Below are 13,301 nucleotides of genomic sequence, written 5' to 3'. Positions count from 1 at the left end.
CCACGACCGGCGGCGCCAGTTGGCCGCCAGCCGCGGGTTACATCCGGTAGGTGAACGAAAGCATCGCCGTGCGGCCGGTACCGGGTACGGACCGTCCGCCGTCGGACTGAATCAGCGCATCGTAATACTTCTTGTCGAAGATGTTGAACAGATTCAGCCGCACATCGTACTTCGGCTGGTGGTAGGCCAGCATGCCGTCCCAGCGCACGAAGCTGCCCACCTGGACGGTGTTGGTGTTGTTGGCAAAGCGTTCCGACATATAGAAGGCACCGCCGCCGATTTCCCAGTTGGGCAGGAAGGCGTAGCTGGTCCAGGCGGTGGCGGTGTGCTTGGGCGTGTTGGTTGGCACCTTGCCGGTGGTGTTGGCGGCAATGCCGTTGACGATCTCGGCATCCAGGTAGGTGTAGCCGGCAAACACCTGCCAGCGGTTGGTGATGCGCCCGGTGGCGCCCGCGCGGAAGCCGTTGACGCGGATCTTGCCGCTCAGCGCATAGGTGGTGGCGTCGATCTGGCTGCGGGCGTTGTCCTTGGTGATCTGGAAGAGCGCCGACGTCAGCGACAGGTCGCCGCCCATCAGGTCCCACTTGCCGCCCACTTCATACGACTTGTTCTTTTCCGGGTCCAGACTCTGCTGGCCCACGGTGCCGGTCAGCTGCTCCAGCGACGGGTTGAACGAGGTGCCATACGACACGTAGTAGGACTGCGCCTCGGTAGGCTGCCAGATGCCACCCAGGCGCACGCTGGTGAAGTTGACCGTCTGCTCGGCATTGGCCAGTGCGGTGTTGCCCCGGGTGTTGGTCGAGTTGACCGAGTTGGTGATGCTGGCGATGTAGCGGTCGTAGCGCACGCCCGCCACCGCCTTCCATTGCTTGCTGAACTCGATTGAGTCGTTCAGGTAGGCCGCCAGCGTATTGGCCGAGCCGCCCTGCAGGTTGCCGGTGCTGGTGGGCACGTTGGCCGGCGAGGCAGTGTAGCCGGGATTGACCAGCGGCTCGCAGGCCACGAATCCGGAGGTGCCAGCCGCGGCGGTCGCGGTGGCAGCCGGGTTCAGCGGCACGCCGTTGCAGCTGCCATTGCGGTAGTAGTTCTGGTTGTTGTAGCCGTCGTGGCCCACTTCGGCCCCAACCAGCAGCGTGTGCTTGACCGGGCCCGTGTCGAAATTGGCGGTCAGTTCGGTCTGGTTGAAGATCGAATAGTCGCGGATCTTGCGGTCATGGCTCTGCAGGCGTACGAAGAGCTGGTCCAGTGGCAGCGTGCTGGTGGTGAGCGGCGTGAATCCCCTTGCGCTGACCGTGCCGACCGAGTTGGGCGCGGTCTCCCGCGCATCGGTCTCAACGTAGTTGAACTGCGTCTGGTTGCGCAGCCGCAGGTTGGGCGAGAACTTGTGCGTGATGCCGGCGTTCAGCGCGGCGATGTCCTGGATGGTGCGGTCGTCGGTGAAGCCGTAGAAGGTATTGCGGTCGACATTGGTCGGATGGCCGTTCAGGTTCGAGAAGCCATAGTCCGGCATGTCACGGTTATGCTGCAGCAGCGCCGACAGCGTGATCTCGGTCGAGGTGCCGATGCCGGTGCGCCACGACGGTGCGATGCCGAAGTCCCGCACCGTCATCTCGTCGCGCGTGCTCGGCTTGCCGTCCTGCGCCATCGCCGAGATGCGGAACGCCGAGGTGTCGCCCGTGGGCGTGTTGTAGTCGGCGGTGGCGCGCACCAGGCCGTTGGTGGTGACCGAGCCGGTCACCTCGGTGGCGGCCTTCAGCGTCGGCTTCTTGCTGACCTGGTTGATCACGCCCCCGGTGGAGCCGCGGCCGAACAGCATTGACGAGGGCCCCATCAGCACCTCGACCTGCTCGAGCGCGAAGGTGTCGCGGTAGTACTGGCCGCGGTCGCGGAAGCCGTCCAGGTAGATGTCGGTCCGCGCCGAGAAGCCGTTCAGGTTGATGTTGTTGCCGATCTGGCCGCCTTCGGCACCGCCGATGGTGATGCCGGGTACGTTCCGGAGTGCGTCGGCCAGCGAGCTGACACCCTGTGATTCCATCAGCGCCTTGCTGACCACGGTGACCGATTGCGGCACATCGCGCAGCTCGGCGGGCAGCTTGCTCAGCGACGCCTTGCCGGTGTTGAAGTCTTCGCGCGACGTCGCGCCGTTGACTACCACCGCCGGCAGCGTGGCGGCTGCCGGCGTTGCCTGCGTGGTGGTGGCGAAAGAGGCGGGGGCTTGCTGGGCGAGGGTGGCGGCGGGCGTGGCGCACAGCGCGAGCAGCGCCGTGGCAATGGGGGTGCGGCGAATCATGGTTACGGTCTTGGTGTCATCCCCTCCGGTCCGGGCCCAACCGTCCGACGCCGCCATGCACGAATGCGCCTGGGCCGGTGTTGCAAAGAAAAGGGGTCAAAAAGCGGTCTTCACCTGGGCGAGCCGGAATATAAATGCGAATGATTGTTGTTGCAATTTGCGTTGCGTTGCCGACACAGACAACTTTGGAAGAGGATCAATGTATGAAGTCAAAGTCATAAGGCGTAATTAGTGGAGGGTTCGCTACCTGTTGATTGGCGAAGCGCCGCAATATGATTCCGGCGGCGGGGGAGAAACAGGCTTCGGTGCAAAACAGCGACCATACATTTGCCGGCAAGGCGGCAAAACGACTGAGAAAAAAAGCGGTGGCTTCGCGACATCTCCACGATTGGAGTCGCTTGACGGACTTTTGCCTGCTGCGCGCGCAACGCCAGTCCACCCTCGAGAAGCGGATTTCAGCACCCGATCAAGCCCGGCCGCGAAAACCGGTATGATTCCGCCCGGACAATCCCTTCATAGCCGATTCAGGAGTGTGTTTTGCAGCAGGAGCAAATGGAAGCCGCCGTCGCCTACAAGACCTGGGTGTGCGTCATCTGCGGTTGGGTCTACGACGAGGAACAAGGCTGGCCGGAAGACGGTATCGCGCCCGGCACGCGCTGGGAAGATATCCCGGAAGACTGGCGTTGCCCGGAATGCGACGTCGGCAAGGCCGAGTTCGCAATGATCGAGCTGTAACGCGACAGGCGCTTATTCAGCGACTGTAGAAGTGGTTGGGACGGCTTCGCAGCCTAGCCGTAGTGCCGGGGCGGTGCCTGCCGGCCCAGGCCCATGCGGCGCTTTTGCGCGGCGCAGCGCCGGTAGCGCATCCGGTACGGATGGCTGCAGCGCCAGATGGCCCGCAATATGGTCAGGCACAGCAAGGCCGCCATGACGGCGGCAAGCAGGCCGATCGACATGGCGGCCCTCCCTCTGCGGAAACTGCCAACGACTCCCTCGCGGGAGTCAGATCAGCATCGGTAATGCTTCCAGCACCAGCACCGCGACCAGCGCGCCGATCAGCGCACCCATGGTCCGGCAACTGATGCGCAGGTATTTGGCGGTCACCGGGATCGAACCCATGGCGATCACGCCTACCAGCGCCATCGGAATCAGGAATACAAGATCATGCGCAGTGATGTGCAGCATGGCGGTCTCCTGTCTCTCTCTTTTGTGATTCCAGTATAGGCAGTGTGTGCCCGATACAAGGCGGCGCGCATCGGGATTGTCCCGTAGTGCGCACGGGGCGGCAGGGCAGGTATCTGCACCGGCACATCCGCGCCACAAGCCGTTGCGCCACGCACGCATCGCGTACGTTTACATGCGGTTTCCGCCCGTTTTCCGCCCGTTGTATCGAATGCGTGTCCTATGCTGATCAGATACGCGGGGCCCCATTCCCACTCAATCCATGCCCCGCCATTTGAGAGAGACGGAGGTGGTTATGGAACTACACATGCAATCGCACCATTACGTGCGGCGGCAGCCGGACTGGAAAGCGGCAGCGGTTTCCGGGCTGGTGGCCGGGGCCCTGCTGCTGGTGCTGGAACTGTTCTGGTCGTCGATGGTGTCAGGCGTCAACCCGTGGGTCGCCACGCGCATGATCGCCGCGATCGTGATGGGGCCCGATGTGTTGCAGACGGCGCTGTTCAGTGTCGGCACCGTTGCCGCGGCCCTTCTGATCCACTTCGTGCTGGGAGCCGTGCTGGGCATGATCCTGGCTGCCATCATCGCGCCGTTCACGCTCGATTCCAGCCTGGGCATGGCGCTGCTGGCCGGCGCGGTGTTCGGCCTGGTGGTCTACGGCTTCAACTTCTTTGTGATGACGCGGGCCTTCCCGTGGTTCACGGAAGTGCGCGGCTGGCACACCTTCGTCGGGCATCTGATCTTCGGCATGACCGCGGCGGCGTGCTACTGGAAGCTGGAAAGCAAGGACGTATCGCATTGACGGCTTGACCGATTCGGGAGCATCGCGGTTTAGCCGCACGCGGTTGCCACTACACGGGCCCGCGCGCGACGTCTGCGGCGGAGGGAACTTGCGTTCCTTCCGCCGCTTTTTCCTGGGCGCGCGCGAATACCGCGGCTGCAGAAACGGCTTGTGCGGCGCCGCATGCGACGCCTGCCGTGTGCCTTGCAGTGACCTGACGGGATGCACTAGTCTTACTCTACCTGCGTGCCTTACGCATCCCTCGCTGCGTGCGAGGAGGGAGGGTGGATATGGCGTTGGCCATCGCGATCGTCGTCATCGTCGTCGCTTCGGTGCTCTTCCATTTCATGAGCCCGTGGTGGGCGACCCCGCTGGCGTCCAACTGGAAGCAGATGGACGACACGCTCACCATTACCCTGGTCATCACCGGGATTTTCTTCGTCGTCATCAACCTGTTCGTCGGCTATATCGTCTGGCGCTACCGGCACGACGCGCCGCATCCCAAAGGCGGCATTGGGCACCGCGCGGCGTACCAGCCTGAAAACAGCAAACTCGAGCTGTGGCTGATCGCCGGCACCACGCTGGGCGTGATTGCGCTGCTGGCGCCGGGGCTGTTCGTCTACGCGGACTATGTGCGTCCGCCGCGTGACGCGATGGTGATGGAAGTGGTGGGGCAGCAGTGGCAATGGGCCTTCCGCTTTCCCGGCAAGAGCGGCGCGCTGGGGGCGTCCGACCCGCGGTTCGTCACCGGCACCAACCCGCTCGGGCTGGACCCAGACGATCCGCGCGGGCTGGACAATATCGTGATCGTCGGCCCGGAAGTCCACCTGCCGCTGAACCGGCCGGTCAAGGTGCTGTTGCGCTCCAAGGACGTGCTGCACGACTTCTATGTGCCGCCGTTCCGCGCGCGCATGAACATGGTGCCGGGCATGGTCACGTCGTTCTGGTTCACGCCGACCCAGCCGGGGCGCTTCGATATCCTGTGCGCGCAGCTTTGCGGCGTGGGGCACTACAACATGCGCGGCACGGTGGTGGTGGAAGAGCCGGCCGCGTATGAGGCCTGGCTGGCGAAGCAGCAGACCTTCGCCATGACGCTGGCCAAGGCGGCCGCGCCGCCGGCCGCGCTGGCCGCCGCCGCGCCGGGCGCCGCGGGCGACGCTGGCACCGTCGAGAAGGGCCGCGCGCTGGCGCAGAGCAAGGGCTGCACCGGCTGCCACAGCATCGACGGCAACCCGGGCGTGGGGCCGACCTGGAAGGGCCTGTACGGCAAGACCGAGACCTTTGCCGACGGCAGCAGCGCCAAGGTCGACGATGCCTTCCTGCATAAGGAGATCACCGATCCGCACGCGCGGCTGGTGAAGGGCTTCGGCCCGGTGATGCCGAAGTTGCCGATGAGCGAGGACGAGGTCGCGGCGCTGACCGCGTACATCAAGTCTGCCGGCAGTGGTGAGGGCGCGGCAGGCACCGTTGCGCCGGTGGCACCGGAGGCCGTACCCCCGGCCCCGCCGCCGCGACCAGCGCCGCCACAACCGCAGCAGCCGGCTCCGCAGCGCCAGCGCCCACACCAGGCGCGGCGTCCGGCACCTATACGACTTCGACGGCCGTGGCCGTGCCGCCCTCGGCGGTGGCCACGCCCGCCACGAAGTGAGGAGACCCGCATGGCTTACGCCGACGATGCCGCCCATCACGCACCGCAGAGCTTCTGGACCAGGTACGTCTGGAGCCAGGACCACAAGGTGATCGCCGTGCAGTACACGATCGTGGCGATCGTGGTCGGGCTGGTGGGCGTGGCGCTGTCCAACCTGATGCGGATGCAGCTGGGCTTCCCGGGGCGCTTCGCATTCATCGACGCCAACCACTACTACCAGTTCGTCACCATGCACGGCATGATCATGGTGATCTACCTGCTGACCGCGCTGTTCCTGGGCGGCTTCGGTAATTACCTGATCCCGCTGATGGTTGGGGCGCGCGACATGGTGTTCCCCTTCCTCAACATGCTCAGCTTCTGGGTCTACCTGCTGTCGGTGATCGTGCTGCTGGCGAGCTTCTTCGTGCCGGGCGGGCCCACCGGCGCAGGCTGGACACTGTACCCGCCACAGGCCATCCTGCCCGGCACGCCGGGTTACGAGTGGGGCATCATCCTGATGCTGGTGTCGCTGGCAATCTTTATCGTCGCGGCAACGATGGGCGGCCTGAACTATGTCACCACTGTGCTGCAGGCGCGCACCGAGGGCATGACGCTGCTGCGCATGCCACTGGCGGTGTGGGGCATCTTCATGGCGACCATCCTGGCGCTGCTGGCCTTCCCGGCGCTGTTCGTCTCCGCGGTGATGATGCTGCTGGACAAGACGCTCGGCACCAGCTTCTTCATGCCGGCGATGGTGTCGATGGGGCAGCAGCTGCAGTACAAGGGCGGCAGCCCGCTGCTGTTCCAGCACCTGTTCTGGTTCTTCGGCCATCCCGAGGTGTATATCGTGGCGCTGCCGGCCTTCGGCATCGTCTCGGACCTGGTCAGCGTGCATTCGCGCAAGAGCATCTTCGGCTACCGCACCATGGTGTGGGCGATCCTGGCGATCGGCGTGCTCTCGGTGGTGGTGTGGGCGCACCATATGTTCGTCAGCGGCATGAACCCGTACTTCGGCTTCTTCTTTGCCACCACCACGCTGATCATCGCCATTCCCACCGCGATCAAGGTCTACAACTGGGTCATCACGCTGTGGCGCGGGGATATCCATTTCTCGGTGCCGATGCTGTTTGCCATCGCTTTTATCAGCACCTTCGTGATCGGCGGGCTGACCGGGCTGTTCCTGGGCAATGTCAGCGTGGATATCCCGCTGTCCAACACCTATTTCGTGGTGGCGCACTTCCATATGGTGATGGGCGTGTCGCCGATCCTGGTGGTGTTCGGCGGCATCTACCACTGGTATCCCAAGGTCAGCGGGCGCATGCTCGACGACACCATGGGCCGCGTGCATTTCTGGATCACCTTCATCGGCACCTACGCGATCTTCTTCCCGATGCACTACCTCGGCGTGCTGGGCATGCCGCGCCGCTACTACGCCTACGAGAACTACGCCTTTATCCCGGAGTCGGCGCACGTGATGAATATGTACATCTCGGTGGCGGCCTTTGTCGTGGCCGCGGCGCAGCTGCTCTTTGTCTTCAACCTGGTCTGGAGCCTGCGCTACGGGCGCAAGGCCGACGGCAACCCGTGGCGCGCCGCCTCGCTGGAATGGCAGACGCCGCAGACGCCGCCGGTGCACGGCAACTGGGGCCCACACCTGCCGGTGGTGTACCGCTGGGCCTATGCCTACAGCGTGCCGGGCGCGCGCGAGGACTTTATCGCGCAAAACGCTCCGCCTGAAGAAGGCGGGTCCGAGCCCGAACCGCATGCCAGCCGCGGAGCCGTCGCATGAATGCCGAAGCCCTCTACAAGGTCAGCCGAGACGACTTCGGCGGCAACCCGTCCGGCGAGAACGCCGCCAACCACCGCCCGCGCGGGCGCGCGCCCGCGAGTATCGGCCTGTGGGTATTCATGGGCGTGGTCAGCTCGCTGTTCGCGCTGTTCCTGACGGCCTATGCGCTGCGCATGGACAGTCCGGACTGGCACCGCATCGCGCTGCCGTGGCAGGTGTGGCTGTCCACCGCGCTGCTGGCGGCGGGAAGCCTTGCGATGGGGGTGGCGTCGCACGCCGCGCACAAAGGCAGCATGGCCGCTGCCCGGCTCGCGCTGCGCCTGGGCGGGCTGGGCGCGGCCGGTTTCGTGGTCTCGCAGCTGTGGGCATGGCAGGCGCTGGCGGCGATGCAGGTGGTGCCTGCCGGCAATCCAGCGGGCAGCTTCTTCTACCTGCTGACGGCGATGCACGGCCTGCACGTGCTGGGCGGCCTGGCCGGCTGGGCCTTCGCCGTATCGTCGCGCGGCAGTGGCGACGCGACGGTGCTGCGCATGACACTGTGCGCGCGCTACTGGCACTTCCTGCTGGGGGTGTGGGTGGTGTTGCTGGCGGCGCTGGGCTGGCTCACGCCTGAGCTGGTGCGCTACATCTGCGGCACGGCCTAGCGGGCGACGCCAGCACGACGGGCAACAAGGGGGACCGGCATGTCAACGCAACTGTCTTCACCATCGGCTACGCCTGTCGCGGCTACGCCGCCGCCCGCGGTCGGCGGCCTGCGCGGCCTGCTGGCGGACTGGTCGTCGGACCAGCAAGCCTTCAAGGTGTCGTGGGGCAAGGCCATGATGTGGATCTTCCTGCTGTCCGACACCTTTATCTTCAGCTGCTTCCTGACCGGCTACATGACGGTGCGGATGTCGACCACGGTGCCATGGCCGAACCCCAGCGAGGTGTTCGCGCTGCACGTGGGCGGCGCCGACATCCCGCTGCTGCTGATCGCCATCATGACCTTCGTGCTGATTTCCAGCAGCGGCACCATGGCGATGGCGGTCAATTTCGCCTACCGGCGCGCGCGCCGGGAGTGCGCGATGCTGATGCTGGTGACCGCGCTGTTCGGCATGCTGTTCGTCGGCATGCAGGCCTTCGAATGGACCAAGCTGATCGTCGACGAGGGCGTACGCCCGTGGACCAACCCGATGGGCGCGGCGCAGTTCGGCTCGACCTTCTTCATGATCACGGGCTTCCACGGCCTGCACGTGTCGTGCGGCGTGATCTACCTGCTGGTGGTCGCCACGCGCGTGCTGCGCGGACGGTACGAGGCCACCGGCAATTACCAGATCGTCGAGATCGCCGGCCTGTACTGGCACTTCGTTGACCTCGTATGGGTGTTTATCTTTGCGTTGTTCTATCTCTGGTGAGGGCGGCCATGGCTTCCACTTCCGCAACTCCCGCGACTCCTGCACAGCCGGCCCCGCATGAGGCCGGCGATGTGACCGGCCACGATGCCGGCCATGCCGCGGCGCACCACGGCCAGCAGCATCCGATCGGGCTGTACCTGAAGATCTGGGCGCTGCTGTTCGTGCTTTCGACACTGTCCTACCTGGTCGACTATTTCCATGTCACCGGCTACCTGCGCTGGACGCTGATCCTGGTGTTCATGGCCCTGAAGGCGGGGCTGATCGTGGCGGTGTTCATGCATATGGCATGGGAGCGCATGGCGTTGATCTGCGCCATCCTGGTACCGCCGATGTGCCTGCTGGTGCTGGTCTGGCTGATGGCGGAAGAAGCGAACCACACGTTCATCACGCGCGGCCTGTTTTTCCGCTGAACCACATCCCGGATTCCGGCGCGCGCGCAGACCGGCAGCGTGGCTGCCGCATTCCAAGTCTGAACGAAAGCAGAGTTCATGCACGCAGCCACCCAGGCAATCCTGACCTTCAACCACAACCGCGATCCCGAGCGCCTCACCCGCAAGCTGGCAGCCATTGCCGCCGACCCCTTTGCGTTCTTCCGCGGCACCAATCATCTCTATGTCGAGTCGCTGCGCAATGAGGCGACGCTGCTCGATGCGCCGACCACTTACGTCTGCGGCGATCTCCACCTGGAGAACTTCGGCAGTTTCAAGGGCGACAACGGGCTGGTCTATTTCGACCTGAACGATTTTGACGATGCACTGGTCGCGCCGCTTACCGTGGATATGGTCCGGCTTTTGTCAAGCGTGCTGGTTGCCGCGGGCCATCTGGGACTGTCCGAGGCGAATGCCATGCGGGCCTGCGAAGAAATGCTTTCCACCTACGCCGCCGTGCTGCAGACGGGCAAGCCGCGCTGGGTTGAGCGCGCCACGGCGATCGGCATCGTGGCCACGCTGCTGCGCCGGGTCAAGCGCCGCAAGCGGGGCGATCTGCTGTCGGAGCGGACCACATTGCGTAAGGGCAAGCGGCGCCTGCTCTGCGATGGCCGCCACGCATTGCCGGCGGACAAGCCTGCCCGCGAGCACGCCCGCGCAATCCTCGCCGCCTATTCGCGGCAGAGCCACCACGGCCACCGCTTTGCCGCCGACGATGCCGCGCTACGCATCGCGGGCATCGGCAGCCTCGGGCTGGAGCGCTACGTGGTGCTTGCCCGCGACGAGCTCGGCGGCATGCAGCGCCTGATCGACATCAAGCGCGCAGCGCCCAGTGCATGGCAAGACCTGCCCAACCGTTCGCAGCCACGCTGGGGCAGCGATGCCAAACGCGTGGCGGCCGCGCAGCAGATCATGCAGGCGGCGTCGCCGGCGCTGCTGTCCCCAGTCGACATGGGCAAGGCTTCCTACCTGGTGAAAAGCCTGCAGCCGACCGCTGACCGGGTCGACCTGGCCCACTGCAACGGGTTTGCGTCGCTGCGCGAGGTGCTGGTCACCATGGCGCATGCCGCAGCGTGGGCGCATCTGCGCGGCTGCGGGCACCATGCCGCCGACCGGATCGAGCAGTTGCAGGCGTTTGCCGCGGGCACTCGCTGGCGCAGTGGCGTGCTGCGGCTGGCGCGGCACGGCTGCGCGGTGTCGGTTGGGCAGTGGAAGGCGTATGTGGAGGACTACCGGAAGGCGAGGGGCGAGTAAGAGGCGTCAGGGCGGGGAAGCGCCGTTCACGCATGCGTGAACGGCGCAAGCGGCAGGGCGCTCAGACCTGCGTGATGAACTTGGTTACCAGGTAGCCGTCGAAGGTCTCCTGGCCGCCTTCGCTGCCGATGCCCGAGTCCTTGATGCCGCCGAACGGCGTCTCGGCCAGCGCCATGCCGAAGTGGTTGATATTGACCATGCCCGCTTCCAGGCCGTTGGACACTTCCGTCGCGGTCTTCAGCGAGTTGGTGAACACATACGACGCCAGCCCATAGGGCAGGCTGTTGGCGCGGCGCAGCACCTCGGCGGTGTCCTTGAAGCGCGTCACCGGCGCCACCGGGCCGAAGGGCTCGTCGGTCATCAGGCGCGAATCGTCGGGCAGGTCGGTTACCACGGTCGGCGCGAAGAAGTAGCCCTTGTCGCCCAGGCGCGCACCGCCGGCCACCACCTTGCCGCCGCGCTGGCTGGCGTCGTCCAGGAACTGCTCCATCGACAGCACGCGGCGCTCGTGCGCCAGCGGGCCCATCTGCGTGCCATCTTCCAGGCCATTGCCGACCTTGATCGAGCCGATCACCTCGGTAAAGCGCGCCAGGAACTTGTCATACGCCTTTTCCTGGACGTAGAAGCGCGTCGGCGACACGCATACCTGGCCGGCGTTGCGCAGCTTGAAGCGCGCCAGCATCTCGGCCGCCGGCTCGATATCGGCATCGTCGAACACCAGCACCGGCGAGTGGCCGCCCAGCTCCATGGTCATGCGCTTCATATGCGCACCGGCCAGTGCCGCCAGTTGCTTGCCCACCGGCACCGAGCCGGTGAACGAGATCTTGCGCACGATCGGCGATTCGATCAGGTAGGTCGAGATCTCGCCCGGCACGCCCCAGACGATGTTCAGCACGCCCGGCGGCAGGCCCGCGTCATGGAACAGCTGCGCCAGCGCCACCACCGCGCTGGGCGAATCCTCCGGCCCCTTCAGGATCAGCGTGCAGCCGGCGCCCAGCGCCGACACGATCTTGCGGATGGCCTGGTTGAACGGGAAGTTCCACGGCGTGAAGGCTGCGCACACGCCGATCGGCTCACGCACCACGATCTGGCGCACGTTAGGCTGGCGCGGCGGGATCACGCGGCCATAGATGCGGCGGCATTCCTCGGCGTGCCAGTCGGCGTGCTCGGCGCAGATCATGACTTCGCCCACGGCCTCGGCCAGCGGCTTGCCCTGGTCCAGCGTGATATTGCGGCCGATCTCCCTGGCGCGCTCGCGGGTCAGTTCGCCCACGCGGCGCAGGATCCTGGAGCGCTCCAGCGGCGAGGTCTTCTTCCAGCTTTCGAAGGCGCGCTGGGCGGCGGCCAGGGCGCGGTCCAGGTCGGCGCGGGTGGCGTGCGGCAGCTTGCCCAGCACCTCCTGCGTGGCCGGGTTGATGACGTCCTGTTCGCGCCTGTCGCCTCCCTTGATGAATTCCCCGTCGATATAGAGCGCGAGATCCTGGTACATGCGTGTTCTCCTGGTGGGCGTTGTGCGTGGCGGCAGCCGCGGCAAAGGGGGTGCAGAAGGGGCGGACCCTGGCCGCGGCCGTCAGTGAAACCGCAAGCTTACCCCGACTGCGGCGATCATGCAGTGGGCCAGGTGCCCGGGCAGGCCTGGCGCCAGGAGGAATGTGCCGCAGCCTCCCCGCCGGGAGGGCGGGGTACTCAGGCGGGATCGCGCCGCTGCGCCGCGGACTCGGCGCCGGCGCGGGTGGCTTCCACCACCAGGATCACCAGCAGCGTGATCAGCGTCAGGCCGAACACGGCATAGCCGATGCTGTCGCCCTCAATCGCGAACAGGCTCGGCGCATAGGTCGGGCTGGTGCAGACCATGGTGCCCGCCGACATGCCGGTGTAGTGCATGCCGCAGACCGCCACGCCCATCACCACCGCCGCGGCGAGCTGCTTGCCGCGGGTCTTGACCGTGGTGGCCAGCCACAGTGCAACCCCCGAAACCACGACAGCGATCACGGCGGACAGCGCGATCACGCCCAGGTCCCAGTCAAAGCGTGTATTGGAGCGGATCGCGGCCATGCCGGTGTAGTGCATGGCCACCACGCCCAGCCCGGTCAGCACCCCGCCCCGGACCACGTTGTCGGTGCGGCTGCCGCGCGGGCGCGAGGCGATCGCCAGCCCGGCGCCCGCGAGCACCATCACCACCAGCAGCGAAGCCAGCGTCAGGAACAGGCCGAACTCGCGGTGCGTCGGTGTCTGGTAGGCCACCATGCCGATAAAGTGCATCGACCAGACCGCGCCGCCGCCCAGCGCCACGCTGGCGCACAGCAGGTGGTCCACGTCCAGCCGGCCGTCGGGCAGGCGCACGCGCCGCGACCAGCGCAGGCCTACATAGGCGCCGCAGACAGAGATCAGGAACGACAGGCCCACCATCGGCCAGTCATAGGCGAACGGCACCAGGGCGCCGGGAACAGGCTGGAAACCGACAAACATGACCCCACCTCCTCGTCGTGACTGCGCGTTTGGACTGCGTCTGAAGGTTGCTCGCGTACGCGGGTACGCGGCGTTTGCTGCCGGGCTTGC

At 65.9% G+C, this 13,301-nt stretch carries 12 protein-coding genes and 1 pseudogene; 8 read left to right on the top strand and 5 right to left on the bottom strand.

Annotated features, from left to right (window positions below):
- Nucleotides 1-37: 37 nt before the first annotated feature.
- Nucleotides 38-2,290, bottom strand: a complete 2,253-nt coding sequence (locus K307_RS16640) for a TonB-dependent receptor (RefSeq protein WP_042879723.1) — start codon at nt 2,288-2,290, stop codon at nt 38-40.
- Between the two features lie 552 nt (nt 2,291-2,842).
- Between K307_RS16640 and K307_RS16635 the strand changes: the two genes are divergently transcribed.
- Complete coding sequence (locus tag K307_RS16635) at nt 2,843-3,025, top strand: rubredoxin (RefSeq protein ID WP_010811065.1); 183 nt, start codon at nt 2,843-2,845, stop codon at nt 3,023-3,025.
- A gap of 53 nt (nt 3,026-3,078) precedes the next feature.
- Here the strand turns inward: K307_RS16635 and K307_RS48560 are convergent, their stop codons facing one another.
- Both K307_RS48560 and K307_RS16630 read right to left on the bottom strand, forming a co-directional pair.
- Nucleotides 3,079-3,246, bottom strand: coding sequence for a hypothetical protein (locus K307_RS48560; RefSeq protein ID WP_196251556.1), 168 nt, complete (start codon nt 3,244-3,246; stop codon nt 3,079-3,081).
- 46 nt (nt 3,247-3,292) lie between these two features.
- Nucleotides 3,293-3,475 (bottom strand): hypothetical protein, encoded by a 183-nt coding sequence (locus K307_RS16630; protein WP_042879719.1) that lies wholly within the window; start codon nt 3,473-3,475, stop codon nt 3,293-3,295.
- 292 nt (nt 3,476-3,767) lie between these two features.
- Between K307_RS16630 and K307_RS16625 the strand changes: the two genes are divergently transcribed.
- The 7 genes and pseudogenes from K307_RS16625 to K307_RS16600 all read left to right on the top strand — a co-directional run bounded on the left by K307_RS16625 (nt 3,768) and on the right by K307_RS16600 (nt 10,742).
- Nucleotides 3,768-4,271 (top strand): hypothetical protein, encoded by a 504-nt coding sequence (locus tag K307_RS16625; protein ID WP_042879718.1) that lies wholly within the window; start codon nt 3,768-3,770, stop codon nt 4,269-4,271.
- Between the two features lie 269 nt (nt 4,272-4,540).
- Nucleotides 4,541-5,725: pseudogene (locus K307_RS49515) on the top strand (c-type cytochrome); the annotation flags it as partial.
- Between the two features lie 183 nt (nt 5,726-5,908).
- Nucleotides 5,909-7,666, top strand: a complete 1,758-nt coding sequence (gene ctaD / locus K307_RS49510; RefSeq protein ID WP_042882168.1) for a cytochrome c oxidase subunit I — start codon at nt 5,909-5,911, stop codon at nt 7,664-7,666.
- Nucleotides 7,663-8,310, top strand: a complete 648-nt coding sequence (locus K307_RS16615; RefSeq protein ID WP_042879716.1) for a bb3-type cytochrome oxidase subunit III — start codon at nt 7,663-7,665, stop codon at nt 8,308-8,310. The genes ctaD and K307_RS16615 overlap by 4 nt, the downstream gene beginning before the upstream one ends.
- A 39-nt stretch (nt 8,311-8,349) precedes the next feature.
- Entirely contained in the window at nt 8,350-9,060 is a 711-nt protein-coding gene (locus K307_RS16610; RefSeq protein WP_042879714.1) for a heme-copper oxidase subunit III family protein, read from the top strand.
- A gap of 8 nt (nt 9,061-9,068) precedes the next feature.
- The gene (locus K307_RS16605; protein ID WP_042879713.1) at nt 9,069-9,470 is read left to right on the top strand and encodes a cytochrome C oxidase subunit IV family protein; all 402 of its coding nucleotides are present in this window, start codon (nt 9,069-9,071) and stop codon (nt 9,468-9,470) included.
- A 78-nt stretch (nt 9,471-9,548) separates the two neighbouring features.
- The gene (locus tag K307_RS16600) at nt 9,549-10,742 is read left to right on the top strand and encodes a DUF2252 family protein (RefSeq protein WP_042879712.1); all 1,194 of its coding nucleotides are present in this window, start codon (nt 9,549-9,551) and stop codon (nt 10,740-10,742) included.
- Nucleotides 10,743-10,803: 61 nt separating this feature from the next.
- Here K307_RS16600 and K307_RS16595 read toward each other — a convergent pair whose 3' ends face one another.
- Nucleotides 10,804-12,231 (bottom strand): NAD-dependent succinate-semialdehyde dehydrogenase, encoded by a 1,428-nt coding sequence (locus tag K307_RS16595; RefSeq protein ID WP_042879711.1) that lies wholly within the window; start codon nt 12,229-12,231, stop codon nt 10,804-10,806.
- A gap of 197 nt (nt 12,232-12,428) precedes the next feature.
- Nucleotides 12,429-13,211: an MHYT domain-containing protein gene (locus K307_RS16590; RefSeq protein ID WP_042879710.1), complete on the bottom strand. Its 783-nt coding sequence runs from the start codon at nt 13,209-13,211 to the stop codon at nt 12,429-12,431.
- Between the last annotated feature and the right edge of the window lie 90 nt (nt 13,212-13,301).

The sequence above is a fragment of the Cupriavidus necator A5-1 genome, assembly GCF_000744095.1.
GTDB classification, from domain to species: domain Bacteria; phylum Pseudomonadota; class Gammaproteobacteria; order Burkholderiales; family Burkholderiaceae; genus Cupriavidus; species Cupriavidus necator_A.
Note: the sequence above shows the minus strand (reverse complement) of the source record. Positions and strands in the feature narration are given on the sequence as shown.

Excerpts from the sequence above, each read along its gene's own strand:
- K307_RS16615 (WP_042879716.1), top strand. The coding sequence starts at position 7,663 with ATGAATGCCGAAGCCCTCTACAAGGTCAGCCGAGACGACTTCGGCGGC.
- K307_RS16630 (WP_042879719.1), bottom strand. The coding sequence starts at position 3,475 with ATGCTGCACATCACTGCGCATGATCTTGTATTCCTGATTCCGATGGCG.
- K307_RS16640 (WP_042879723.1), bottom strand. The coding sequence starts at position 2,290 with ATGATTCGCCGCACCCCCATTGCCACGGCGCTGCTCGCGCTGTGCGCC.
- K307_RS16635 (WP_010811065.1), top strand. The coding sequence starts at position 2,843 with ATGGAAGCCGCCGTCGCCTACAAGACCTGGGTGTGCGTCATCTGCGGT.
- K307_RS16600 (WP_042879712.1), top strand. The coding sequence starts at position 9,549 with ATGCACGCAGCCACCCAGGCAATCCTGACCTTCAACCACAACCGCGAT.
- K307_RS16625 (WP_042879718.1), top strand. The coding sequence starts at position 3,768 with ATGGAACTACACATGCAATCGCACCATTACGTGCGGCGGCAGCCGGAC.
- ctaD (WP_042882168.1), top strand. The coding sequence starts at position 5,909 with ATGGCTTACGCCGACGATGCCGCCCATCACGCACCGCAGAGCTTCTGG.
- K307_RS48560 (WP_196251556.1), bottom strand. The coding sequence starts at position 3,246 with ATGTCGATCGGCCTGCTTGCCGCCGTCATGGCGGCCTTGCTGTGCCTG.
- K307_RS16595 (WP_042879711.1), bottom strand. The coding sequence starts at position 12,231 with ATGTACCAGGATCTCGCGCTCTATATCGACGGGGAATTCATCAAGGGA.
- K307_RS16605 (WP_042879713.1), top strand. The coding sequence starts at position 9,069 with ATGGCTTCCACTTCCGCAACTCCCGCGACTCCTGCACAGCCGGCCCCG.
- K307_RS16590 (WP_042879710.1), bottom strand. The coding sequence starts at position 13,211 with ATGTTTGTCGGTTTCCAGCCTGTTCCCGGCGCCCTGGTGCCGTTCGCC.
- K307_RS16610 (WP_042879714.1), top strand. The coding sequence starts at position 8,350 with ATGTCAACGCAACTGTCTTCACCATCGGCTACGCCTGTCGCGGCTACG.